19 protein-coding genes are annotated in these 23,152 nt (G+C 59.1%); 5 read left to right on the forward strand and 14 right to left on the reverse strand.

Features of this window, described 5'->3' with window-relative positions:
• Positions 1–76: 76 nt before the first annotated feature.
• The 9 genes from AAF739_13615 to AAF739_13655 all read right to left on the reverse strand — a co-directional run bounded on the left by AAF739_13615 (position 77) and on the right by AAF739_13655 (position 7,555).
• Positions 77–427, reverse strand: a complete 351-nt coding sequence (locus AAF739_13615) for an iron-sulfur cluster assembly accessory protein (GenBank protein ID MEM6383706.1) — start codon at positions 425–427, stop codon at positions 77–79.
• Between the two features lie 27 nt (positions 428–454).
• Complete coding sequence (locus tag AAF739_13620) at positions 455–796, reverse strand: SUF system Fe-S cluster assembly protein (protein MEM6383707.1); 342 nt, start codon at positions 794–796, stop codon at positions 455–457.
• Between the two features lie 148 nt (positions 797–944).
• On the reverse strand, positions 945–2,192 hold the full coding sequence (locus AAF739_13625) for a cysteine desulfurase (GenBank protein ID MEM6383708.1): 1,248 nt from the start codon (positions 2,190–2,192) through the stop codon (positions 945–947).
• A 26-nt stretch (positions 2,193–2,218) separates the two neighbouring features.
• Complete coding sequence (gene sufD / locus AAF739_13630; protein MEM6383709.1) at positions 2,219–3,508, reverse strand: Fe-S cluster assembly protein SufD; 1,290 nt, start codon at positions 3,506–3,508, stop codon at positions 2,219–2,221.
• A 10-nt stretch (positions 3,509–3,518) separates the two neighbouring features.
• Complete coding sequence (sufC, locus tag AAF739_13635) at positions 3,519–4,274, reverse strand: Fe-S cluster assembly ATPase SufC (protein MEM6383710.1); 756 nt, start codon at positions 4,272–4,274, stop codon at positions 3,519–3,521.
• Positions 4,275–4,276: 2 nt separating this feature from the next.
• Positions 4,277–4,501, reverse strand: coding sequence for a hypothetical protein (locus AAF739_13640; GenBank protein ID MEM6383711.1), 225 nt, complete (start codon positions 4,499–4,501; stop codon positions 4,277–4,279).
• On the reverse strand, positions 4,498–4,665 hold the full coding sequence (locus AAF739_13645; GenBank protein MEM6383712.1) for a hypothetical protein: 168 nt from the start codon (positions 4,663–4,665) through the stop codon (positions 4,498–4,500). The genes AAF739_13640 and AAF739_13645 overlap by 4 nt, the downstream gene beginning before the upstream one ends.
• A gap of 4 nt (positions 4,666–4,669) precedes the next feature.
• Positions 4,670–6,184, reverse strand: a complete 1,515-nt coding sequence (gene sufB, locus AAF739_13650; GenBank protein ID MEM6383713.1) for a Fe-S cluster assembly protein SufB — start codon at positions 6,182–6,184, stop codon at positions 4,670–4,672.
• A 225-nt stretch (positions 6,185–6,409) separates the two neighbouring features.
• Positions 6,410–7,555: a cysteine desulfurase family protein gene (locus AAF739_13655; protein ID MEM6383714.1), complete on the reverse strand. Its 1,146-nt coding sequence runs from the start codon at positions 7,553–7,555 to the stop codon at positions 6,410–6,412.
• 183 nt (positions 7,556–7,738) lie between these two features.
• Here AAF739_13655 and AAF739_13660 point away from each other — a divergent pair, with 183 nt between their 5' ends.
• Positions 7,739–8,392, forward strand: a complete 654-nt coding sequence (locus AAF739_13660; protein ID MEM6383715.1) for an alpha/beta hydrolase — start codon at positions 7,739–7,741, stop codon at positions 8,390–8,392.
• Here AAF739_13660 and AAF739_13665 read toward each other — a convergent pair.
• Positions 8,389–9,534 carry an anhydro-N-acetylmuramic acid kinase gene (locus AAF739_13665; GenBank protein ID MEM6383716.1) on the reverse strand — a complete coding sequence of 382 codons (1,146 nt, stop codon included), beginning with the start codon at positions 9,532–9,534 and terminating at the stop codon, positions 8,389–8,391. The two genes, AAF739_13660 and AAF739_13665, sit on opposite strands and share 4 nt — an antisense overlap.
• 146 nt (positions 9,535–9,680) lie before the next feature.
• Between AAF739_13665 and tyrS the strand changes: the two genes are divergently transcribed.
• Positions 9,681–10,934: a tyrosine--tRNA ligase gene (gene tyrS, locus AAF739_13670; protein ID MEM6383717.1), complete on the forward strand. Its 1,254-nt coding sequence runs from the start codon at positions 9,681–9,683 to the stop codon at positions 10,932–10,934.
• A gap of 9 nt (positions 10,935–10,943) precedes the next feature.
• Here the strand turns inward: tyrS and AAF739_13675 are convergent, their stop codons facing one another.
• Positions 10,944–14,405, reverse strand: coding sequence for a DUF3971 domain-containing protein (locus AAF739_13675; protein MEM6383718.1), 3,462 nt, complete (start codon positions 14,403–14,405; stop codon positions 10,944–10,946).
• A gap of 222 nt (positions 14,406–14,627) precedes the next feature.
• Between AAF739_13675 and AAF739_13680 the strand changes: the two genes are divergently transcribed.
• From AAF739_13680 to AAF739_13690, 3 genes are all read left to right on the forward strand, one after another.
• On the forward strand, positions 14,628–15,104 hold the full coding sequence (locus AAF739_13680) for a peroxiredoxin (protein ID MEM6383719.1): 477 nt from the start codon (positions 14,628–14,630) through the stop codon (positions 15,102–15,104).
• A gap of 12 nt (positions 15,105–15,116) precedes the next feature.
• Entirely contained in the window at positions 15,117–15,923 is an 807-nt protein-coding gene (locus AAF739_13685; protein ID MEM6383720.1) for a ferritin-like domain-containing protein, read from the forward strand.
• A gap of 94 nt (positions 15,924–16,017) precedes the next feature.
• A complete protein-coding gene (locus AAF739_13690; protein MEM6383721.1) occupies positions 16,018–17,349 on the forward strand; it encodes a M23 family metallopeptidase in 1,332 nt (443 codons plus the stop codon).
• Positions 17,350–17,397: 48 nt separating this feature from the next.
• Here the strand turns inward: AAF739_13690 and prfB are convergent.
• The 3 genes from prfB to AAF739_13705 form a co-directional block, all read right to left on the reverse strand.
• A protein-coding gene (gene prfB, locus AAF739_13695; GenBank protein MEM6383722.1) for a peptide chain release factor 2 occupies positions 17,398–18,526 on the reverse strand; the annotation gives its coding sequence in 2 pieces (ribosomal slippage) (positions 17,398–18,456 and positions 18,458–18,526; 1,128 coding nt in all).
• Between the two features lie 35 nt (positions 18,527–18,561).
• Positions 18,562–20,991 (reverse strand): penicillin-binding protein 1A, encoded by a 2,430-nt coding sequence (locus AAF739_13700; protein MEM6383723.1) that lies wholly within the window; start codon positions 20,989–20,991, stop codon positions 18,562–18,564.
• A 400-nt stretch (positions 20,992–21,391) separates the two neighbouring features.
• A complete protein-coding gene (locus AAF739_13705) occupies positions 21,392–22,612 on the reverse strand; it encodes an N-acetylmuramoyl-L-alanine amidase (protein ID MEM6383724.1) in 1,221 nt (406 codons plus the stop codon).
• Positions 22,613–23,152 lie beyond the last annotated feature (540 nt).

Below are 23,152 nucleotides of genomic sequence, written 5' to 3' on the forward strand. Positions count from 1 at the left end.
GTGACATGGGGAAGGCGCAATGGCGCCTATGGTGTGACGAATTTTACCCGCGGACGTGGTCTCGACTGTTGTCGGGCTACACCGCTTGTGCAGGCTTCAATTCGACCGACTCGCCGCACCCGCAAGCAGAAACCTCGTTGGGGTTTTTGAAGACGAACCCAGATCGCATCTTGGTAACTTCATAATCGATGTGTGTGCCCAAAAGGTACAGCATCGCAGACGGCTCGATAAACACCCGCGCCGGTCCATCTTCGAGCGCATCATCTCCCTGAGGTTTGGTCTCGGCGATGTCGAGCTTGTACTCCATCCCAGCGCAGCCGCCTTTTTTCAGGCTCAGCCGCAGGCCTGCCTCAGCACCCTGATCGGCGAGCAGGGCGCCAATGTGCTCTTTGGCCGTGTCTGAAAGGGTCAAAAGGGCGAAACCCATCGGTTACCTCGCCATGCTAATCACGCGTTAAAACCAGCCGATTGCAACCTGAGCTTCCTCGGACATGCGCTCAGGTGACCAGGGGGGATCAAAGACCATTTCGACTTGCACATCTGATACACCTGCAACGGTGCAGACCGCGTTTTCCACCCAACCGGGCATTTCGCCGGCGACGGGGCAACCCGGTGCCGTGAGGGTCATGTGGATCAGAACCTTGCGGTCATCATCAATGTCGACCTTGTAGATCAGCCCAAGCTCATAGATATCAACCGGGATTTCCGGATCGTACACCGTCTTGAGCGCCGCGATGATATCGTCGGTGATCTTCTCAAGTTCCTGCTGAGGGATAGCCGTGCCAGCGCCCGGCATTTGCGGGGAGTTCGGCGTTTCAGTTTCGCTAGGTGATGCAGTCGCTTCAGTCATAGCTTTGTCTTACAAGATAACGGGCTTGAGTTCCACTGGTTGTCGGAAGCGGCGCTGGACCAAACGCTGTCTTCGAAACGCGCCAGAAGGCTTGCTACCCAAAAAAGGCCTGAGCTTTGCCCAGCGCGCCAACGAGGCGGTCAACATCGTCAAAGCTGTTATACATCCCAAAGGACGCACGACAGGAACTGCTGACGCCATAGCGCTTCAGCAGCGGCTGCGCGCAGTGCGTCCCGGCCCGCACCGCAACGCCGTAACGGTCCAACAGCGTCGACACATCATGGGCGTGCGCACCCTCCACCTCGAAGGACACAATCGCACCTTTTCCCGGCGCTTCACCCATGATCCGCACCGAGTTCATGGCCCCGATCTGTTCCATCGCATAGGTCAACAACTCGGTCTCATGGCGTGCAATGGCTTCGCGGCCGACCTGCTCGATATAGTCGAGAGCCAGACCCAGCCCTACCGCTTGTGCAATCGGCGGCGTCCCTGCTTCAAAGCGCCCTGGCGGCTCCGCAAAAGTTACCCCATCTTCGCGTACCTCGTCGATCATTTCGCCACCACCCATGTAGGGCGGTAGGTCCGCGAGTTTGGACGCCTTGCCCCAAAGCGCGCCGATCCCTGAGGGGCCGTACAGCTTATGGCCGGTCACGGCATAAAAATCACAGCCCAGAGCCTGCACATTCACCGGCAGGTGCACGGCTCCCTGGGCACCATCAACAACGAACGTTACATCGGGCCTGTCTGCCAACCGGTCTGCAACAGCCCGGACAGGGGTCAACGAACCCAGAACGTTTGACATGTGGGTCAGCGAAACGATGCGTGTGCGATCACTGAGCAAGCCGTCGAATGCGTCGAGATCGAAGCTGCCGTCTTCTAAGGTTGGCACCCATTTGATGACCGCGCCTTTGCCTGTGCGGAGGAAGTCCCACGGCACAATGTTGGAGTGGTGCTCCATGATCGACAGGATGATCTCGTCGCCTGGCTGGATATCCTGACCAAGCCCGTGCGCGACCAGATTAAGCGCCTCGGTCACCGAACGAGTGAACACGATCTCATCGGCGCTTGAAGCACCCAGAAAAGCGGCAACCTTGCCACGCGCTGCCTCGTAGGCGTCCGTCGCCGCGTTGGACAGATAATGAAGCCCGCGGTGCACGTTCGCATAGGACGTCCGGTAGAATTCTGCCGTTCCCTCGATCACATGGTCAGGCTTTTGTGCCGAGGCGGCATTATCGAGATAAACGAGCGAGTGCCCGTTTACGACGGTCCGCAAGGCTGGAAAATCCTCACGGATCGCATCCACATCAAAGCCGTGTGGCGCGGTACTCTCAGCAACGCTCATATCGTCCCCGCAAACGCTCGCCGCCCCTACCGGCCGGCATGCTCCTCAAGCCACCGCTCGACAGCCGTTATCGCTATCTGTTCGAACGGATGATCCTCAAACAGTTCCGCCCCTTCGGACAAAAAAACCTGCAAGAGCAGTTTTCGCGCCTGAGGCGGCGCAATACCGCGTGCGGAGAGGTAGAACATGAGGTCCTCGTCAATCTCGCCACACGTCGCGCCGTGCGCACAGCTGACATCATCGGCGAAGATCTCCAGCTCAGGCTTGGCGATCATGTCCGCCGTCTCAGACAGCAAAAGCGCGTCGGAAGCCATTTGCGCATCTGTCTTCTGGGCGTCCTGCGCCACGACGATCTTACCCTGAAACACCGCCTTCGCAGCGTCATCGATCACCGTTTTGAACGTTTCGGTGCTCTCGCAATGCGGCACCAAATGGTCGACATACAATGTCTGATCAAGGTGCTGGCGGTCGGACGCCATGGTCAGGCCGGCCACGTCAAACCGTGCGCCCTCACCCATGAAGCTCGCCCGGGTCTCTACCCGCGCCAGTTTGGCCCCTGCATTGATGTGCAAGACACGAACGCGCGCGTCGCCGGCAATGTCAAAACTGCTTTCACCGAGATGAACCGCCTCCCCGCCTTCGTCCTGCAAGCGCAAAACATCCAGCACGGCACCGTCGCCGATGGCATATTTGGCAACGCAGCTACACTGAGCGCTCGCCCCTTCCGGGGTCGTATGCCGCTCAACCATCGTCAAGGACGCGCCCTCACCGACAACAATGTGCGCACGGCTATGACGCATCGCGGTTTGATCGGAGCCGACAAAGACCAGTTCAATCGGCGTTTCGATTTTCGCGCCTGCGTCGACCGCCAGAATAATCCCATCGCGCACAAACGCTGCGTTTAGGGCGTCGATTGCCCGGTCCGGCGTATCGGCACCATCAAGCGCCGCCTCGCCATCGGCTAAGGCGTCGCCGAGAGAGCGCACGGCGATACCGGCAGGAAGGTCATCCATCTTCTGGACGAAGCCATCCGCAATCACAATCTGCAGCGCCCCATCAAGCAACGGCAATGGCGTCTCGACATCGCCAGCCACTTCGGCTAGCGGAGCCCAGGTCCGCATGAGCGAGCGCAGGTCAGTATACTTCCACTGCTCGATGCGGCGATGTGGAAGCCCAACGCGCTCAAACAGCGCCATGCGCGACCGACGTGCCGCGTGGGTTTCCGCCCGACCGGGAAGATCATCTTCGATCCCTGAAAACGCGTTCAGGACCGCGGTCTCGGCGTCGGTGCGGATTCGTTTCAAATAAGCGTTCATCGTCAGATCCTCACGCGGCGTTGGCGATGATATCAGCGTAGCCTTTGGCTTCGAGCTCAAGCGCCAAGTCCTTGTCGCCGGTCTTGACGATCCGGCCCGCAGACAGAACGTGCACGACGTCGGGCACGATGTGGTCAAGAAGGCGCTGATAGTGGGTGATCACCAGGAAGGATCGACCCGGACCGCGCAGCGCGTTGACGCCATCGGCCACGACCTTCAACGCATCGATGTCGAGACCCGAATCCGTCTCATCAAGGACACCCATCTTGGGTTCTAGAAGCGCCATCTGCATGATCTCGTTGCGCTTCTTCTCGCCGCCGGAAAAGCCAACATTGAGCGGACGCTTGAGCATGTCGGTGGTAATGTTCAGCTCGCCCGCCTTCTCCTTAACCACTTTCATGAACTCAGGCGTGGTCAGCTCGGCCATGCCAGACGCTTTCCGCTTGGCGTTAAGCGCCGTCCGCAAGAACGTCATGGTTGCCACACCGGGGATCTCGATCGGATATTGGAAAGCCAGGAAGAGACCTGCATTCGAACGCTCATGCGGATCCATCTCGAGGATGTTTTCGCCATCCAGCAACACCTCCCCTTCGGTGACTTCATAGTCTTCCTTGCCAGCCAGCACATACGACAGCGTCGACTTGCCTGAGCCGTTGGGCCCCATGATCGCGTGTACCTCGCCGTCGGGGATCGTCAGGTCGATACCCTTGAGGATCTCGGTGCCGTCATCGGCGATCCGAGCGTGGAGGTTTTTGATCTCAAGCATGCCTATGCTCCCTCAAACATATGCGCGGCGGCGGCAGGATCGCTCGCCATCATCGCATTCAAACCCAAAAACAGCAGCGCCCAACCCAGGATCACTGCAAAAACAACTGTTTGGTTCCAGCCACGCTTGCGACCCAAAAGCACCACCACGATGATCGGCCCGGCCAACAACCCGATAAAAGCCACCTGGCGGCCGATGAGCGTTGCCAACTCCACGCGAAGCCTCAAACACCGATCGTGCCACGGATCGACGGAAAGACCGTGGCGGCGAGAACACCGACCGCCGCTCCCAGAACGATCCGCCTGATGTGGGTGCGCAAACTGGGGGCAAGCGCCGAAAGCGCGCCGCAGATCACAGCGTAGTAGGCAATCGTCGTGGGGTCGAAAGCCATAGACCTAGCCGACCGAGCCTTCGAGTGAGATGCCGATGAGTTTCTGCGTCTCAACCATGAATTCCATCGGCAGCTTTTGCAGCACGTCTTTGACGAAGCCGTTTACGATCAACGCCACGGCCTCTTCCTCGTTCAGCCCACGCTGCAGGCAGTAAAACATCTGATCATCGGAGATTTTTGATGTCGTCGCCTCATGCTCAAGGACGGCTTTGGAATTTTTCGCCTCGATGTAGGGGATGGTGTGCGCGCCGCAGGTGTCACCGATCAGGAGCGAATCACACTGGGTAAAGTTGCGCGCATTTTTCGCGTTCCGCGCGATCGACACCAAGCCGCGATAGGTGTTGTCCGACTTCCCTGCGGCGATGCCCTTGGCGATGATCTTTGACGACGTGTTTTTGCCGATGTGGATCATCTTGGTTCCCGAATCGACCTGCTGGCGACCGTTGGAAATGGCAATTGAGTAAAACTCGCCAACCGAGTTGTCGCCACGAAGGACGCACGAGGGATATTTCCACGTGATCGCCGAGCCGGTCTCAACCTGCGTCCAGGAAATCTTGGAGTTATCGCCGCGGCAATCACCACGCTTGGTGACGAAGTTGTAGATGCCGCCTTTGCCGTCCGCGTCGCCCGGATACCAATTCTGGACGGTGGAATATTTGATTTCGGCGTCGTCGAGCGCAACAAGCTCAACAACAGCGGCATGCAGCTGGTTTTCATCGCGCATGGGCGCCGTGCAACCCTCGAGGTAACTCACATACGCGCCTTCGTCAGCGATGATGAGCGTGCGCTCGAACTGGCCAGTGTTCTCAGCGTTGATCCGGAAGTAGGTCGACAGCTCCATCGGGCAGCGCACGCCCTTGGGGATGTAGACAAACGAGCCATCGGAGAAGACCGCCGAATTCAGCGTGGCATAGTAGTTGTCGGTGACCGGAACCACTGAACCGAGATACTTCTTCACCAGTTCCGGGTGGGTATGGACCGCCTCGGAAATGGAGCAGAAGACGATCCCGTGCTTTGCCAGCTCTTTCTTGAAGGTCGTGACAACGGAGACGGAATCGAACACCGCATCGACGGCGACCTTACCTTCGAGCGAACCGCTTTCCTCGTCGAGGTGTGACGGCTCATCCATCTTGCGCACGCCAGCGAGAATTTCCTGCTCCTTGAGCGGAATACCCAGCTTTTCGTAGGTGCGCAGCAGCTCCGGATCGACCTCATCGAGGCTCTTGGGGCCGTCGGTCGACTTCGGCGCGGCATAAAAATGCAGCTCCTGCAAATCGATCTCTGGATAATCAACGCGCGCCCACTCCGGTCGGCTCATAGTCTGGAATCGCTGATAGGCATCCAGTCGCCACTCGGTAAGCCATTCGGGCTCGCCCTTCTTGCCCGAGATAAACCGAACGATATCCTCGTTCAGACCCTTTGGTGCGAACTCCATATCGATGTCGGTCTCAAAGCCATATTTGTACTTGTCGACATCGATCTCACGGACCTGCTCAATGGTTTCCTGAACCGCTGGCATTCACGGCGCTCCTTTAAGCACTGGCCGAAACTGTCGGCCTCATGGGGCATTCACTGGGCGATAGATGAGGGGCTATCCTGATCTACCTTAAAATCATTCCAATCTACATAATGCGGATTAGCGAGAAGCCCAACCCCCAAAAACGGAAAAGCTGCATTTTTTTCGCAGCTTATTTATTGCTAATCGAAGATACGTCGAAGAAACCGGTTTGGATCGCTGCAGTCGTCAACGCCGCAGGGCTTCGATGACACGCCTTATGTCGCTTTCGGTCGTGCCGTAGCCAAGGCTGAGGCGCAGCGCGCAGTTGGCCAGCAGGTCGTCTGCGCCCATCGCAGCCAGTACATGGCTCGCCTTGACCTTTCCCGATGAACAGGCGCTGCCGGAGGAAAGCGCGATCCCCTCTAGGTCAAGCCGCATGAGGGTTGTTGAGGCTTGCCTGCCCTCAAGGGCGAAGCAGCTTGTGTTGGGCAGGCGATGCGCGCCATCCCCAAACACAATAGCCGACGGAAAAGCCTCCTTGAGAGCCAATTCGAACGAATCGCGTAGCCCCGCAACCCGGTTTGCCTCTGCCTCCTGCTCGCCGAGCGCCTCGGCGACCGCGGCCGCGAATCCCGCAATGCCAACGCGGTTCTCGGTCCCCGCGCGGGCACCCATTTCCTGGCCGCCACCACGGATCAGCGCCGGTCCAAACTCGACGGTTGCGGGGTTGTACACCAGAGCACCGACCCCCGCCGGTCCACCAAGTTTGTGCGCGGAGATGATCATCACGTCAGGCAGCGGGTCGGGGATAGGTTCGCGGCCAATCCACTGGACGAGGTCGCTGACAAACAGCGCCCCCGCCTCTCGGCACCGGCGAGCAATATCCGCGATTGGCTGAACAACGCCCGTCTCATTGTTCGCGCCGTGAACACAAACTAGCGCGTCATCATCGCTCGCCCTATCGAGGTGCGCATCGAGAGCGGCAAGATCAACGACACCGGATTGATCGACTGCCAACTTGGTTGGCGACTCGAAGCCGTGTCCGTCTAGCGCTGCGACATGCTCGGTTGTCGCGACAAACAGGCGCGAATTCCGGCCATATGGCAGGGCCATGTCTGCCTTGTCGTGCGCCCTTTTCGTGGTCGGGCGCAGAACCATCGCCAGCGCTTCGGTCGCACCTGAGGTGAACACCAACCGATAGTCTTCAGCACCGAGCCCCATAAGAATTGTCTTACGGGCGTCTTCAATCGTACGGCGGGCCGAACGACCGTTGGCATGGATCGACGAGGGGTTGCCGTCGACCGCCATCGCGCCAAGCATGGCCTGCCGCGCGCTGTCACGCAGCGGAGCTGTCGCGTTGTAGTCGCAGTAGACGCTTGTGCGCGCATCCATCGTTGCCAGCCCTTGCTTCCTTGGCGCCAAGTCCAGGCGATCTCGCTCACCGTTGCGAAAAACCTTGTTTTCCGAAGGCATCATCGTGTTTAAGTGCGCGCCAAGCCCGCGAGGTAGGGATGATCACGGTTCGCCGTCAAGCGCCCGGCATGCGGCAAAAGACCAACAAAAGGCTCCCCATACATGCCCGAACAGATCTACCAAGGCCCCTCCGGCAGGCTTGAAGGGCGTCTGCATCCCGCGCCCGAGCGCGGCGCGCCGACCGCCATTCTTCTGCACCCCCACCCGCAGTTTGGCGGAACCATGAACAACCCTATCGTCTATCAGATGTACTACATGTTTGTGGAACGCGGCTTTTCGGTTCTGCGATTCAACTCGCGCGGTGTCGGGCGGAGCCAGGGCTACTTCGATCATGGTGTAGGCGAGTTGGCCGATGCTGCCGGCTCCCTTGATTGGCTGCAAAGCCTCAATCCTGACAGCCGGTTCACTTGGATTGCCGGATTCTCATTCGGCGCTTGGATCGGCATGCAGTTGCTGATGCGCCGGCCCGAGGTCGCCGGCTTCATCTCGGTCGCGCCACCGGCAAACCTTCACGATTTCTCATTCCTTGCCCCCTGCCCTTCATCGGGACTGATTATCCACGGCGATCAGGATAAAGTCGTCCCCATGAAAGATGTGCAAGCGCTCGTCGATAAGCTGAAGACACAAAAAGGGATCACCATCGACCACCAGACGGTTCAGGGCGCGAACCATTTCTTCGAAGACAAGCTTGAGGAGCTTGACCAGCGTTGCCAGGACTATCTCGACTACCGGCTGGCAAATCCCGGCATGCGCTAAATGGCCCTCGCGAGACGTCCGCCAAGCTGTGGCTGCGCCACGCCGGTCGTTGAAGGGTAGCTGATCGGCAGATCCCGCAGGTGGCGAACAGCGAGATAGGCAAAGGCTTCCGCTTCAAGCATCGCCGCGCTGGCACCCAAAGCATCAAGGCTTCGTACCGGGAATGAAAACTGATCCGTGATCCGCTGCATCAGATAGCCATTGCGGGCACCGCCGCCGGCGACGAACAACGCCTTTGGGACAGCCGGGAGGAGCTCGATCGCGCGCCTGATAGATCCAACGGTCAGTTCAAGCAACGTTGCCATCGCGTCGGGGGTCGATAAGCCCGAGAGGTCCGGCGGCGGAAAGCTGTAGCGATCAAGGGACTTTGGGCCATCAAGGTCAAAGAACGGCCTATCAAAGAAGCGTGCCACGATCGCGTGATCCGCTAACCCGCTTGCCGCCACTTGCCCGCCCTCGTCAAAGACCGCGCCCGTCCGCTGGCGCATCAAATCGTCCATGAAAACGTTTGCCGGGCCGATGTCGGCAGCGTGCAGGCTTTGCGGATCGCTATCGGGGATGAAGGTGATGTTGGCGATTCCGCCAAGATTTAAAATTGCCGCCGGCAACCCGGTTCGCCTGCCGATAAGAGCCTGATGGTAAAGCGGTGCAAGAGGCGCCCCCTCACCGCCCGCTTCCACGTCCGCACGGCGAAAATCATGGACGACCGGTACGGCGAGTGCCTGGCAAAGTGCATCCGCATCGCCAAGCTGCACGGTAAAAGCGCGGGAGGGATCATTGGGGTTCGGTCGGTGAAGAACGGTTTGACCATGAAAACCGATGACGTCGGGCCGGCGATCCGCGCGCTGCATGCAGGCAGCTATGGCCTTGATGTGCATATCGGTCGCCAACCGTTCCGCACTGAGGATCAGCGGGTCGTCTCGCAGCGCCGGACTGTCGATTTCGAGAGCCCGCTCCACCGCGTCGAACAAAAGGCCGCGCTGCGACGCTGAGTAAGCAAGGCTCTCCGTCACATGAGGCAACGTTTCGACACGATCCACGCCGTCCGTCAGGACCGCAGCAACATCGACACGATCCATGGACGTGCCACTCATCGTGCCCAGGGCGAGTGTCAGCGCATACTCAGCTTGCTTGTTCGCCATCGCGCTAACCGCTGACACTTCTGCTCGACCCGCGACGGCGCGTTGCAAAGCGCAGCAACGCGTGGCAAGAGCCGCCAAACCCTTTGCTCAGCGCATGACCGCTCGAGTGACAACTTCCAAATTTTGCTTCTCGAAGGCCAGACGCCATGGCTGCGCGTTTCCAATCCGACTTTCTCAACACGCTCGATGAACGTGGCTTTATCCACCAACTATCGGACGCAGACGCGCTCGACGCGGCGCTGAAACAGGGTCCGCTAACCGCTTATATCGGATTCGATTGCACAGCGCCTTCCCTGCATGTCGGCTCACTGGTGCAGATCATGATGCTGCACTGGTTCCAGATGACTGGCAACCAACCGGTCGTTTTGATGGGCGGCGGGACAACGCGGGTTGGCGATCCTTCGGGCAAAGACGAAAGCCGAAAGCTTCTGACCGCTGAAGTCATTGATGCCAACAAGGCCAGCATCAAGACGAACTTCGACCCCTTCTTGCGCTTCGGTGAAGGGACCAGCGATGCGCTGATGATGGACAACGCGGATTGGCTACTCGGCCTGCACTATGTTGACCTGTTGCGAGACGTGGGACGCCATTTCTCGGTCAATCAAATGCTGCAACGGGATTCCGTTCGGCTTCGGCTCGAACGCGAGCAGCATCTCTCGCTGCTGGAATTCAACTACATGGTTTTGCAGGCCTACGACTTTGTGGAACTGAACCGGCGAACTGGCTGCCGCCTGCAGATGGGTGGCTCGGATCAGTGGGGCAACATTCTTTCAGGCGTCGATCTCGGTCGCCGCATGAACGATGCCTCCCTGTTCGCGCTAACCACACCGCTGCTTGCAACGGCCTCAGGCGCAAAGATGGGCAAGACTGCTGACGGTGCCGTCTGGCTGAACGCCGAGCAGTGCTCGCCCTATGACTATTGGCAGTACTGGCGCAACACTGAGGACGCCGACGTTGGCCGCTTCCTCAAACTGTTCACCACCCTGCCGTTGGATGAGGTCAATCGGCTCGCAAAGCTGGCTGGTGCCGAGATCAACGAAGCCAAGAAAGTCCTGGCCAACGAGGCGACCGGGCTGTTGCATGGTGAGGATGCTGCGCAGGTTGCACAACAAACAGCGCAAAAGACTTTCGAAGAAGGCACCGTGTCTGCAGATCTGCCGACGCTGGAAGTTCCCGCCTCAGAGTTGCAGGAAGGCATCGGCCTTCTGGGCGCTTATGTGCGGGCCGGGCTCGCTCAGTCCAACGGTGAGGTGCGGCGCCACGTCAAAGGCGGCTCAGTACGCATCAACGATGAACCGAACACTGACGAGCGGCGTGTTCTGAGCGGAGCGGACGTGCGTGAGGGGGTCATCAAGCTGTCGCTGGGTAAGAAACGGCATGTCCTTGTCAAACCAGTTTAGATTTTGGCTTTAACCGCCTTGTTCTGACTGAAAAATATTGCGAAATACTCCTGGTGCAAGCAGCGAGATTGGATTGACCCGCAATTCCGGCTGATCCACCGAGCCAACAAGCTCGAAGGTGATCCCCAACAGCCCTTCACTTTGACGATTTCCCAGCGCCGTGCCGAGAATCGGGATCCGGCTGAAAAAGTTGTTGATCGAAAAAAATGGGACGTAGGTACCAGCGAGGTTGACCTCGTTACCGGCGTAGTCGATCACACCTCGCAAATTGCCACCCAGTGACGGGCCCCAGCCTTCGGCCTCACGGATCACGAGCCTCTCTGGCGTGCGGTCGAAGGAGACATTGGTCACATCAATCTGAACCCGATCGGATGTCTCAACTGCTCCAGGCAGAACGATTTCGCTGCTCGAACCCTGCGAGCGCGCATCATTGAATATGCGGGCCATGGCCGGCTCGTCTGCAATGACATAGTCGTTGAGTAAGAGCTGCCCCGCTATGCGGCCTCCCACCGACTCGGGATCGAGTACGAGTGTTGCGCGCCCACCAAAAGCCTTCTCGTACAGCCCAAGAAATCGTAGAAACGTACCCGCGTTCCCCGATGAGATCACGAGGCCCCTGCCCCCATCTTGCTGGGCAAGTGTTCCGACCAGTTCGGAACCGTCACTGTGGCTGGCACGCAGATCAAACGCCATGATCCGGTCCGCGTTCTGGACATACCGCATCCTGACACCGCTCAGTGTTTCGCCCTGTTTGGTTCGCACTTCTTGAAGGTCAATTTCCACCGAGAGGTCGCCAGCTGCCTCCGGGTTCCCTCGCAAAACATCCGGCAGAAGCGTAAACCGGTCCCCGGTGATGCGCGCAGCGGTCTGGTTGTCGTTGCGGGTCAGCGCCAGCGCAAAACTCCCAACGCCTTCAAGCGCAATGGAATCGAACTGTGCGTTGCGCAGCTGACCGTTGGACAGGTCGAGGCTGCCGCGCAGAACAAGGCCTGTTGCGGCAACGACGAGGTTTGTTACGCGGATGGTCGAGCCGTCTTCGACCATATCGAACTGTGCCTGCGCCGGCGTACCGGCTGGCTTCGACCAACCAAGTTCGGCAATCGTCAGACCAGCGTCCGTCAGATCGACGTCAACGGGCCGGCTTCCACCGGGCGCTTCGCTACCAAGGCGAACCTCGATGGTGCCGTTAAGGTAGGATCCGAAGTCCAGCCCAATCCGTTCTCGCGCCTGCGCGTCCAGGCGCATACTGAGTTGCAGATCATCTCCCTGCGCCGTTGAGAAAGACAGATCAGTTGGCACGCCATCGATAAGCGCACGCCCTTCTATCGATACGCCCTGGCGATCGCCTGTAAGGCGAAAGTCCCCGCCGCTGAGCTGTCGCCCATCAATCGGTTGAGATGACGCCAGGTCCGACACAGTGGCCTCGAAAGAGGTTTGAACGGCTTCGCGGTCAAGCGTATCGGCCAAACGCGCTTGTAGCTCGGTTGTCATTTGCATTCGTCCTGAAACACTATCCGCATCAAGCGGCAGCGTCCGTGGATCGAGGGAGATCGGGTCGAGGCTTGCCATTTGAAGGAAGCCGGAAACCGGACCTTCCAAATCCAACTGAAGGCTCGCATCAGGATTGCGCAGGGCGTGGTCCGGAATATGGAAGTTCAGGCTGTCGACCGACATGGTCTCACCGCCCGTCATCCGTCCTGCGCCGTTTTCTCCAGTCAATGTCAACGTCCTGCCCGTCACCAAGAGATCACCGTCCAAGCCGAATATAGGGGGCAAATCGCCGACCGTACGCATCACCAGGTTCGCGTAAGGCAACGCAAACCTCATCATGTCATCACGCATGAAGCTACGACCGTCGCGGATCTCGATATCCTCCAGGGCGGCGGCAAAGGTGAAGCGTCCTGCGGCGATCGATCCTTCAGAGATGGTGTTTCCGAACCAGTTGCGCGCGCCCGGCGCCAACGGCAAAGGCCAGACAGCTGCCAATTGTTCGGCGCTCATGGGACTGGATTGGCCGGCCAGAGAAACGACGGGGCGTTCGGCCATGTTCTCCAGAAAGCCCGATAAGACGACCGAGGCGCTCTCCTGTTGGAGCTCGAAGAGCCGAACATGCAAATCGTCGGCATCATCGGGTAAAAATGCGCTCAGCCAAACGGTCGCATCAAGAGGTCGCGCATCGCGTTGAAGCACCTCCGAAGCGGGCACCACCAGCTGGTAATCGGGTGAGGCCAGCATGATATCGAGGCCCGATACGCCATCCTGCTCAGCGGGCACGATGGCGCCTTGAAACGCTCCACCGGTTTGGGGGAAACGTAATTGGGCGCCGAGGATCCGAAAACCGCCGGCAAAATCGTCAGTTGGCGCGTCAGCGCTTTGTACGGAGGTGTCCTGTGCCTCTGCGCGCGAATAGAGCATGGGTAGCGAAACAAGCTCGAAACGCGTCGATTGCCCGTCGCTCGCAGTAAGCGTTGCACCCTCGGATTCCAGTGTCAGCGACAGCTGATCAACCCGGCCATCTGCAGGGTCTCGGGTCACAACCATTTCCGCGCCGATACGACCATCAACCGTAACGGGACCAGCGCCCGAAAGAGCCGTCGTTAAATCCGACAAAGGAACATCGAGCACGATGGCGTGGGTGAAGGCGGTCTCATCAAACCCGCGGCTGCGTTTGATATCGGCCAACGCCACCGGTCCCTGTGGGGGATCGGAGTGGGCATGCCGGAGCAGGACCTGCGTTGGTACCGCCCGATCGAGCGTTGAAGCGGTCAGGCGCACTTCGTCTGCACTGTGCCGTTCAATTGAGAGCTCAAGGTCTGGCGGGTCGCGTGCGATTGGCAGAGTTGATTGTGCGCGGTCCATCACCGAAATTCGGGCAATCTGCATCTGCTCGAGGCTGGCCCAGCTGGGATGAGTGGTCACGTGCGCAAGCGCGGCGTCAACGTCGCCCAATCCTGCCAACAGCCTCTCCAGGCGGGCACTGGTCGAGATGTGGTCTGCTTCCTGAACACCGGTGAATGCGAACTCCAAAGCTTGCGGATCGAGATCGACGTCCATCGAGCCAATGGTGACAGCCTTGGGGACGAGCGCCCGGCGCAACACGTCCCTGAACAGCACTTTGACATGCGTGTCGCGGGCGCTAACCAGAATGCCGGGGCCTGAGACGGTCAGACCGCTGAGGCGAACATCAAATGCCGATGGTCCGATGTTCGTGGTCAGGCCATCGACGTTGAGCTCATAGGGTTCTGGTATCGCTGCCTTGATGCGGGCCAGCAGAGGCTCTTCAATCAAATTGGCCGTCACACGTTGACCAGGTTCCGTCGTCAGCGCAAAGACCGGTAGCGCGAGCGCGACCAACAGCAGGGCCAAAAGCGACCAGACGATCCACCGATTGCGCCGAGTGGGTCGAACACGCTGACCGCCACCGGAAGGCGGTGACGGCCTGTCTGCATGGCGCGCATCGCTGTGTGTCACGGTTATCCCATGTTTATCGAGGTCCGAGCACGACAAGCAAACACAGCGTCGGCCAGCGGGGAATCCTCGCATTCGTTGCACTGTGCCTCACTGCGGGCACGCAGGGCAAGCACACCTCAAGCGATGCATCGGCAAAACTCACCTTGTCTTTCCCTGCCACGGCGATACATCGGCTCGATCAGACCACAGTCCCCCCAGCCCATACCCTGTTTTGGAGTTCCCATGACCGACACGACGCGCGTTCAAGAAGGCGATCAAGCGCCAGATTTCTCCCTGCCGACCGACGGAGGTGGATCGGTGACACTCTCTGCACTTGCAGGCAAACCGGTGGTGGTCTTTTTCTATCCAAAAGACGACACATCCGGCTGCACAAAGGAGGCGATCGGCTTCACGGAACACAAGGGCGACTTCGACGCGGCGGGCGCGACTTTGCTCGGCGTTTCACCGGACTCCGTGAAAAGCCACGACAAGTTCAAAGCCAAGCACAATCTCGACGTTCACCTGGCCGCCGACGAAGAAAAGGTGGCCGCGGAGGCCTATGGGGTGTGGGTCGAAAAATCGATGTATGGCAAAAAGTACATGGGCATTGAGCGGTCCACCTTCCTTATCGGCAGCGACGGAAAAATCGCCAAGGCATGGCGCAAGGTGAAGGTCCCCGGCCACGTCGAGGATGTTCTGGCGACCGTCAAAGCGCTGTAGCAATCACGCCCGGTGCAGTCCCTCGCCGAAGAAGCGGTTCGCGTCGTCTCAGAACCGGATCTCGCGAACAAGTCCCGGCACGCCTACGCGGTGGCGAAAGCTTGGTTCGGCGGATCGATACGGACGGGACACGTGCGAGGCGCGTTTCCCGACGATCCGGGGCGTCCCCCCAAGCCAGACCTGCTGCCGCCCAGCCGCATGCCCCGCCGCTCGAAGGGCGGCCTGAAAGGTCGGATAGCCCTGCTGCATGCGTTGGCGCACATCGAACTCAATGCTGTCGACCTGACGTGGGACATGATCGCCCGATCGGCGGGAGAGCGCTTGCCACTGTCATACTTCAACAATTGGGTCCAGGTCGGCCTTGAGGAGGCGAAGCACTTCAAGATGCTGGCCGACCGGCTGGAGGAGCTTGGCAGCCACTATGGAGCTTTGCCAGCCCATGCTGGGCTGTGGGAGGCAGCGCAATCCACCGGCGATGATCTGACGGCAAGGCTTGCGATTATCCCACTCGTTCTCGAAGCACGGGGGCTTGATGTCACGCCCAGCACCATCGACCAGCTGGTTGCATCCGGCGACGAGCAGAGCGCAGCCATTTTGCACATCATCTATCGCGATGAGAAAAAGCACGTGGCGTTCGGAGCAAAATGGTTCCGATTTTTGTGCGATCGGGATGGCAAAGCTCCCGAACCGACCTTCCACCACCTCGTCCGCCGCCACTTCCGTGGTGCCATCAAGCCGCCCACGAACGATCGCGCGCGATCCGAAGCTGGCCTCACCCCCGGTTTCTACAAGCCTCTGATGCCAGTGGTTGGGACGTAAGAACGCAGTGGAACCGCAGCGTTCGGTGACGAGCGCAACCCTCCATTAACCATCATAGGGTCACATGGAATAAGCGTGTGTAGTGGTGGGCTCAATGGCGTCTCAAGCTTCGAACTCGAACGGTTCAACCAACTTTCAACAGTCGGTCCATGCCAAGCAGTTGCGGCGAGCCCGTAATGAGCGTCGCATTATTTTTGCGCATGGTCAGCATGTGCAGGTTCTTCGCGTACCGCCCATTGTCGGCTTGCTGATCGTTCTGGTCATTCTAGCAGGAGCTACCGCGATCATTGGGTCGGCGAGCTATCTGTTTTTTCGCGATGAGCTTTTCACCGCCAGTATCAAACGACAGCACCAGATACAGGTGGCCTATGAGGACCGAATTTCCGAATTGCGGCGGGAGATTGACCGGATCACCAGCCGACAGCTCCTGAACCAGCAGGCCTATGAGGCGCGCGTCGAACGCCTTCTGGGCGAGCACCACGCATTGAGCGCACAAAGCGCGCGCCTAGACACCCTGCTTGATCAGGCCGGCGCACTGGGACTTATGCCGCGGGAAGCACCGCCCTCTCCCATCGTTCCGCCGAACAATCCTGCGCGATTTGGCTCGTCGTTTGCGCCCTTGAGCGATGACAATCTGATCACCGGTAGCGTGCCGCGCCTTCCAGTTGATGGGTACGGCGTCTCAACGGCGTCGGCAGGCTCCGATCCTGGCAGCGTGCTGACGAGCATCGAAGAAACGCTTGAAGTTCAGGCGCACAATCAGCTGGTCGCGATACAGGGGCTTGCGGCGACCAGCCAGTCTCGGGTCGATCAGATCGTATCCAATCTTTCAGCGGTTGGAATCCGGCCGTCATTACCGAGCGCCCAAGCGACGACATCGACCTCATATCTGTTTGATGGAATTGGTGGACCGCTTCTCCCCGCGACGGGCAATCCAGGCGCACTGGCTGACGCTGTGGGCGATGCGATGAGGGCTTTGGCCGATCTCGAAGCCGTTCGTGAGGTTGTCGATGATGTACCAGTCGCCGCTCCAACACATGGCGCACGGTTATCATCGCGTTTCGGCAATCGGCGTGACCCCTTTACGCGGCGCACGGCTTTTCATTCCGGCATCGACTACGCTGCGCCGACTGGCCATCCGATCTACGCTGCGGCCGATGGCGTGGTTACCCGCGCACGACGTGCTGGTGGCTACGGGCTCATGATTGAGATCGACCATCCCAATGGTCTAAGCACCCGTTACGCGCATTTGAGCAGGATGCTGGTTTCGACTGGGACCCGGGTCGAAGCTGGAGAGTTGATCGGGCGCATGGGCTCAACAGGCCGTAGCACAGGTCCTCATCTCCATTACGAGGTTCGGCGCGGCAACCGCGCAATTGATCCCATGCCGTTTGTGCAAGCCGGGCGTTCGCTCCAAGGGCTCTGACAGGTCGGTTGCATCACCTAACCGGCGTTTGCGCCCTGCTTCCCAAAGTTAGTCGATATCTTCGACTTCGGCACCGCCGCCGTACGCCCGTTGCGCGAGCGTCGCTTCCATAAAAGCGTCAAGCTTCCCGTCGAGCACGTCCGACGGCGAGGTGCTTTCATGGCCGGTGCGCAGGTCCTTCACGAGTTGATAAGGCTGCAGGACATAGGAGCGAATCTGGTGTCCCCAGCCTATATCAGTCTTGGCGGCGGCTTCGGCGTTGGCAGCTTCCTCGCGCTTTTGCAGTTCAAGTTCGTAAAGCCGAGCACGAAGCATGTTCCATGCGGTCGCCCGATTCTTGTGCTGTGATCGCTCAGACTGGCACTGGACCACAATACCGGTGGGATTGTGCGTGATCCGAACGGCAGAATCGGTGGTGTTAACGTGCTGCCCGCCAGCACCGGAAGCCCGGTAGGTATCAATCCGGCAGTCGCTTTCGTTGATCTCGATCTGGATGGTGTCGTCAACGACCGGATAAATCCAAACGCTGGCAAAAGACGTGTGACGCCGTGCATTCGAATCGAACGGAGAAATGCGCACCAGCCGGTGCACGCCCGCTTCGGTCTTCAGCCAACCGTAGGCGTCGTCGCCCTTCACGAGCAGCGTTGCCGATTTGATGCCTACTTCTTCACCGGACTGCTCTTCGAGAAGCTCCACCTTGCGCCCGGAACCTTCCGCCCAGCGGGTATACATGCGCAGTAGCATCGACGCCCAATCCTGGCTTTCCGTACCGCCTGCGCCCGAATGCACTTCCACATAGGTGTCGTTTCCGTCGGCCTCGCCGGACAACAGCGCTTCGATCTGCAGGCGGCGCGCCTTGGTCGCCATGGTCTTGAGAGCCGAAACCCCTTCCTCAGCCATCTCATCATCGCCATCGACCTCCCCAAGCTCGATAAGCTCAGCGGTATCGGTGAGGTCTGCGGTCATGGTGGAGATGCCCGAAATGGCGTTCTCAAGCTTCTGACGCTCGCGCATGGCCTCCTGAGCTTTCTGCGGGTCATCCCATAGACGTGGGTCTTCGGCGAGCGCGTTTAGCTCATCAAGGCGTTTGTTGGCTGCATCCCAGTCAAAGATGCCTCCTTAGCAGGGTGAGCGCCTGCTCGATGTCGTCTACGAGACGCTGGGCTTCAGCGCGCATGGTTCATTCCACAAATGTGTGAGTTGGGTGAGCCCCTAATAGAGCCCGCCGGTCCCCGATACAACCGCGCGATCTGCTTGCGGATCAACGGTCAGCTCGCGACCCATATTGTCGGTGAAGCCGATGATCGAATAGGTGCTCGGCGGTGATGTGCCTGGGCGGAAAGCTTCCAGGATGGAGCCTTCCGTCCCGGCAGCGACCTGCAACCCGGTGCGTCGATCGATGGGTATCAAATCCAGACCACGCGGGATCTGGAACTCCGTACGGGGCTGGCCTTCCAGGGCTTCTTCCATGAAATCGGCGAAGATCGGTGCGGCGAGGCCGCCGCCCGTCGCCGGACGCCCCATGTTCCGCGGGGTGTCGTATCCAACGTAGATACCGACCACCAGATCAGTGCTGTAGCCCACGAACCAGGCATCGCGGTTGTCGTTGGTCGTGCCAGTTTTGCCTGCAATCGCCCAGTTTTCGAGACGGCCGGAAATACCCCGCGCGGTACCGCGGCGAACGACGCCCTCAAGCATCGATGTGACCTGGTAGGCCGTCATGGGATCAAGCACCTGAGCGCGCTCATCGATGATGGCTGGCTCTTCCTGATTCTGCCAAGCCTCAGCCTGGCAGCCTTCGCACACGCGCGCATCATGCCGGAAAATTGTTTGGCCGTAACGATCCTGCACCCGGTCGATCAAGGTCGGCTCAATGAACCGGCCACCGTTGGCGATGACCGCGTACGCAGCTGCCATGCGCATCACGGTGGTCTCGCCTGAACCAAGGGACATGGCAAGGACTGGGCTCAGATCGTCATAGACACCAAAGCGCCGTGAATATTCGGAGACCAAAGGCATCCCCATATCGCGGGCGAGCCGAACCGTCATAACGTTACGCGATTGTTCAATACCGACGCGGAGCGTCTGCGGGCCATAGAAGCGATCCGAATAGTTCTGGGGACGCCAAACGCCCAAACTCCCGCCTTGGTCGATCTCGATCGGAGCATCCATCACGACGCTGGATGGTGTGTAGCCATTGTCGAGGGCAGCCGCGTAGACAACCGTCTTGAACGCCGATCCGGGCTGCCGTTGAGCCTGTGTGGCCCGGTTGAACTGGCTTTGATCGAAGGAGAAGCCGCCGACCATAGCCAGGACGCGCCCGGTGAACGGGTCCATCACGACCATTCCGCCGGACACTTCGGGTATTTGCTGGAGTGCAAATGTAACGCTGCCGCTTTCAGCGGTTTGCGGTTCAACGTAAACCACGTCGCCGACGTTGAGAGGGTCGTCACCCGCCCAGCTCAGACCGGACGACGGGATCATCCCGGTCAGTCGTTCTTCAAGAAGCTGTCCAGATGCCGACCGTCGGGGCTGAAGACCAATCTGCACGCCATCGGCGCCTTTGGCGAGAACAACTGCGAGCATCCATTCATCAAGGTCGGACAATCGTTCGACTTCGCTCAGGGTAACCCCCCAGTCGCCGGTAGGATCGATCTGCGTGATGGGGCCGCGCCAACCTGCATTGCGGTCGTAGCCAATCAGGCCATCATGCATCGCCCGCCGCGCATAAGACTGAAGCACAGGATCGAGGGTTGTGCGGACGGAAAGACCACCTGTGTACAGACCGTCATCACCATAGCGCTGGGCGATCTGGCGGCGCACCTCCTCGGCAAAGTAATCTGACGCTGCGAGAAACGTACCAGTTGAACGCGGCAGGACATTCAAGGCCTCCGCTTGGGCAGCGTCCGCCTGGTCAACGGTGATGTAGCCGTTTTCAAGCATTCGATCGAGGACCCAGTCGCGCCGCTCAATCGCCCGTTCGGTCTGGCGGAAGGGGTGATAATTGTTTGGCGCCTTCGGCAGCGCGGCAAGGTAAGCCGCTTCTGCCAGTGTCAACTCGTGGACCGATTTATCGAAATACACCAGAGAGGCCGCGGCAATGCCATACGCGCCAAGGCCAAGGTAAATCTCGTTGAGATACAGTTCGAGGATTTCGTCTTTGGAGAACGCTGTCTCCATCCGCAGCGCCAGTATCGCCTCTCGGATCTTACGTTCGATGGCAACATCACTGGTGAGGAGAAAGTTTTTGGCGACCTGTTGGGTGATGGTTGACGCGCCCACCGGACGCCGATCGGACCCCAGGTTCTCGATGTTGACGACTACCGCACGCGCGATGCCGGTGAAATCCAGTCCGCCATGATTGTAGAAATTCTTGTCCTCGGCGGACAAGAACGCCGCTTTGAGAACGTCAGGAACGGACTGTATCGGCAGGAAAAGCCGACGCTCGCGCGCATACTCGGCGATCAATTCGCCGTCTGACGCATGGACGCGGGTCATGACCGGCGGCGCGTAATCACTGAGCACGGTATAGTCCGGCAAGTCCTGCGAATAGTAATGGATCCCGTATGCCACGACCCCGGCAACGATCAGTGCACCCACTGCACCAATTCCGAAGAGATAGCCGATCAACCGTGCAAACATGCAGTTATCCCATTCCCAAACATCGACACCTGACAAGGGTGATGTAAACGCTTCCGCCGCACCCCGAACAGTTTAGCGTCCCAATTCATCGCCGAAACTCTTTCACTCCTGTCTGAACCACAACAAGCCGTTTGTGGTTAACACAAGGTAAGGATTGGCGTCCGAGGAGCAACCTCACCCTGAAAGCTTTGCTGCTGCGGCGAAATTACGGCACAAAAAGCGATTTCGACAGCCTAACAGCATGCGACCGTTTGGCCAGCGGCGATCAGGGTCGTGGTTGAGCCTGACACGATGCCAACTGTTGCCACGGGTCGAACCGTGCGCAAACGCAGCAGTAAGGCTACCTGATCAAGACTACTTGGAACGGGTAAGATTGTCGGCTTGTACGGACAGCATCCAGCTATTCAGCTTGCGCGACGCGACGTTCAAAATATCTATCGACCGCTGTCTTTAGGGCCGCGACCGTTCTCGAACGCCAACTCGCATCGACCAACAGGCGCTCGTCTTCCGCGTTCGACAGAAAACCCAACTCCAACAGAACAGAGGGAATTTCAGGCGCCTTCAAGACCCTAAAACCAGCGGAACGGTGGGGATTTGTCACCATGCGGGTCGCCGTTGACAACTCATCGACAAGCTCTTCGGCAAAGCCCAACGAATACCGAACGGTTTCTCGCCGCGTGAGATCAACCAGAATGTCCGCAACACCCTCATCTGCGGTCTCGGTGACGTCCATACCTGCAAGCATTTCCGACCGCGCTTCGTTCTCCACCAATTGACGCGCAATCGCGTCCGATGCCCGGTCCGAGAGCGTGTACACCGTCGCTCCGCGCAATTCGCGGTGACGCACCAAAGAATCAGCGTGGATCGAGATCAAAAGGTCTGCGCGCCTCGACTGAGCGTAGCGAACGCGTCCCGCAAGTGGGATAAACGTGTCGTCGTCTCTGGTGAGATAGACGTCGTAAAGCCCGGTTTCCCTCAAAAGGTCCGCCAGTTCACGGGCGTAGGCGAGCACGACGGTTTTTTCCAGCACGCCGGAACGGCTTACAGCGCCCGAGTCGATGCCGCCATGACCTGGATCGATCACGATCGTCGGGCGCCCCGTTTCTGTTGGTGCGAAATCGAGGCGATCGCCCTTCGGCGCTTCGACGCTGGCGAGGAAAACAGATCGTGTGCGCTCCACCTCGGCCGCGAAACCAGCAGGCTCGGCTGCGACGAGATCCAGAACGAATCGAGCCGGTTGGTCATCCAAAGCGGGCAGAATAATCGTCTCATCCAGCGCAACTGACGATGCGAGATCAACGACAATTCGCCCGCGACCGGGCGCAAATGGCCCAAAGCGGAAGCCTGAAATCAGTCCGCGCGCTTCAATATCGGCGCCTTCCATGGCCACAAAATCGGTACCAGGAAGATCGATGATCATGCGCCGAGGTTCAGCAAGAAAGAAAATCTGCGGATCGAGCTCGCCGTCGAAATCGACAACCAACCGCGTCCGCTCCGCATCACCAGCAATCCGAGCACCCGAGGCCTGGGACACGGGCGACTGCTCGAATTCGCGCTCCACGTCGGCGTCTTGCGCTCGAACGCCCGAACCTGCCGCAACTGAGAGAAGAAGCGCAAACATGACAACAAGGAGCGAGGACGGCAGACGCAAGAAATACGAAGTTGTTGGTGCGCATAGCCCGGAAACAGTCGAACTTTCCGCACGCAAGTTGTCGCGCATAATCCGCGACAAACGGGCAAAGGGTTCGCAAGAACGCACGGTTTCTCTCAAGCTCTCTTCAGAAATTGGGGCGGCAGCAGGCAACGCTGAGCAAAGTCATATCCTGTCCGCCGGAACTTAACCAAAGGGAAACAGACAACCAGCTTGTGCGCGATTTCGAGTTCCAGCCCGCTGAGGCAATTGGGTCACGCTTCCTTCCGTATGGTCGAAGCCTTGCATTGGCGTTTTCGCAGGCGTACATGTGAAGTTGGCGGAGTGAAAACTTTGCCGTTTAAGGGTGTGGCCCTTTCCGCTACGAATCGGCGCAGATACTGCCCGACGCTCAAACGGCTAAGCAGCGACCTTGCGCAATCGGCAACAGTGTCGCCAATAGCCCAGCTCAACCATCCACGTGGACGCTTGAGCATAGGTTTTGTGTAGCGTCGGTGTTTGCAGGTCTCT

It is taken from the genome of Pseudomonadota bacterium (genome assembly GCA_039024915.1).
Lineage (GTDB): Bacteria > Pseudomonadota > Alphaproteobacteria > Rhizobiales > MH13 > MH13.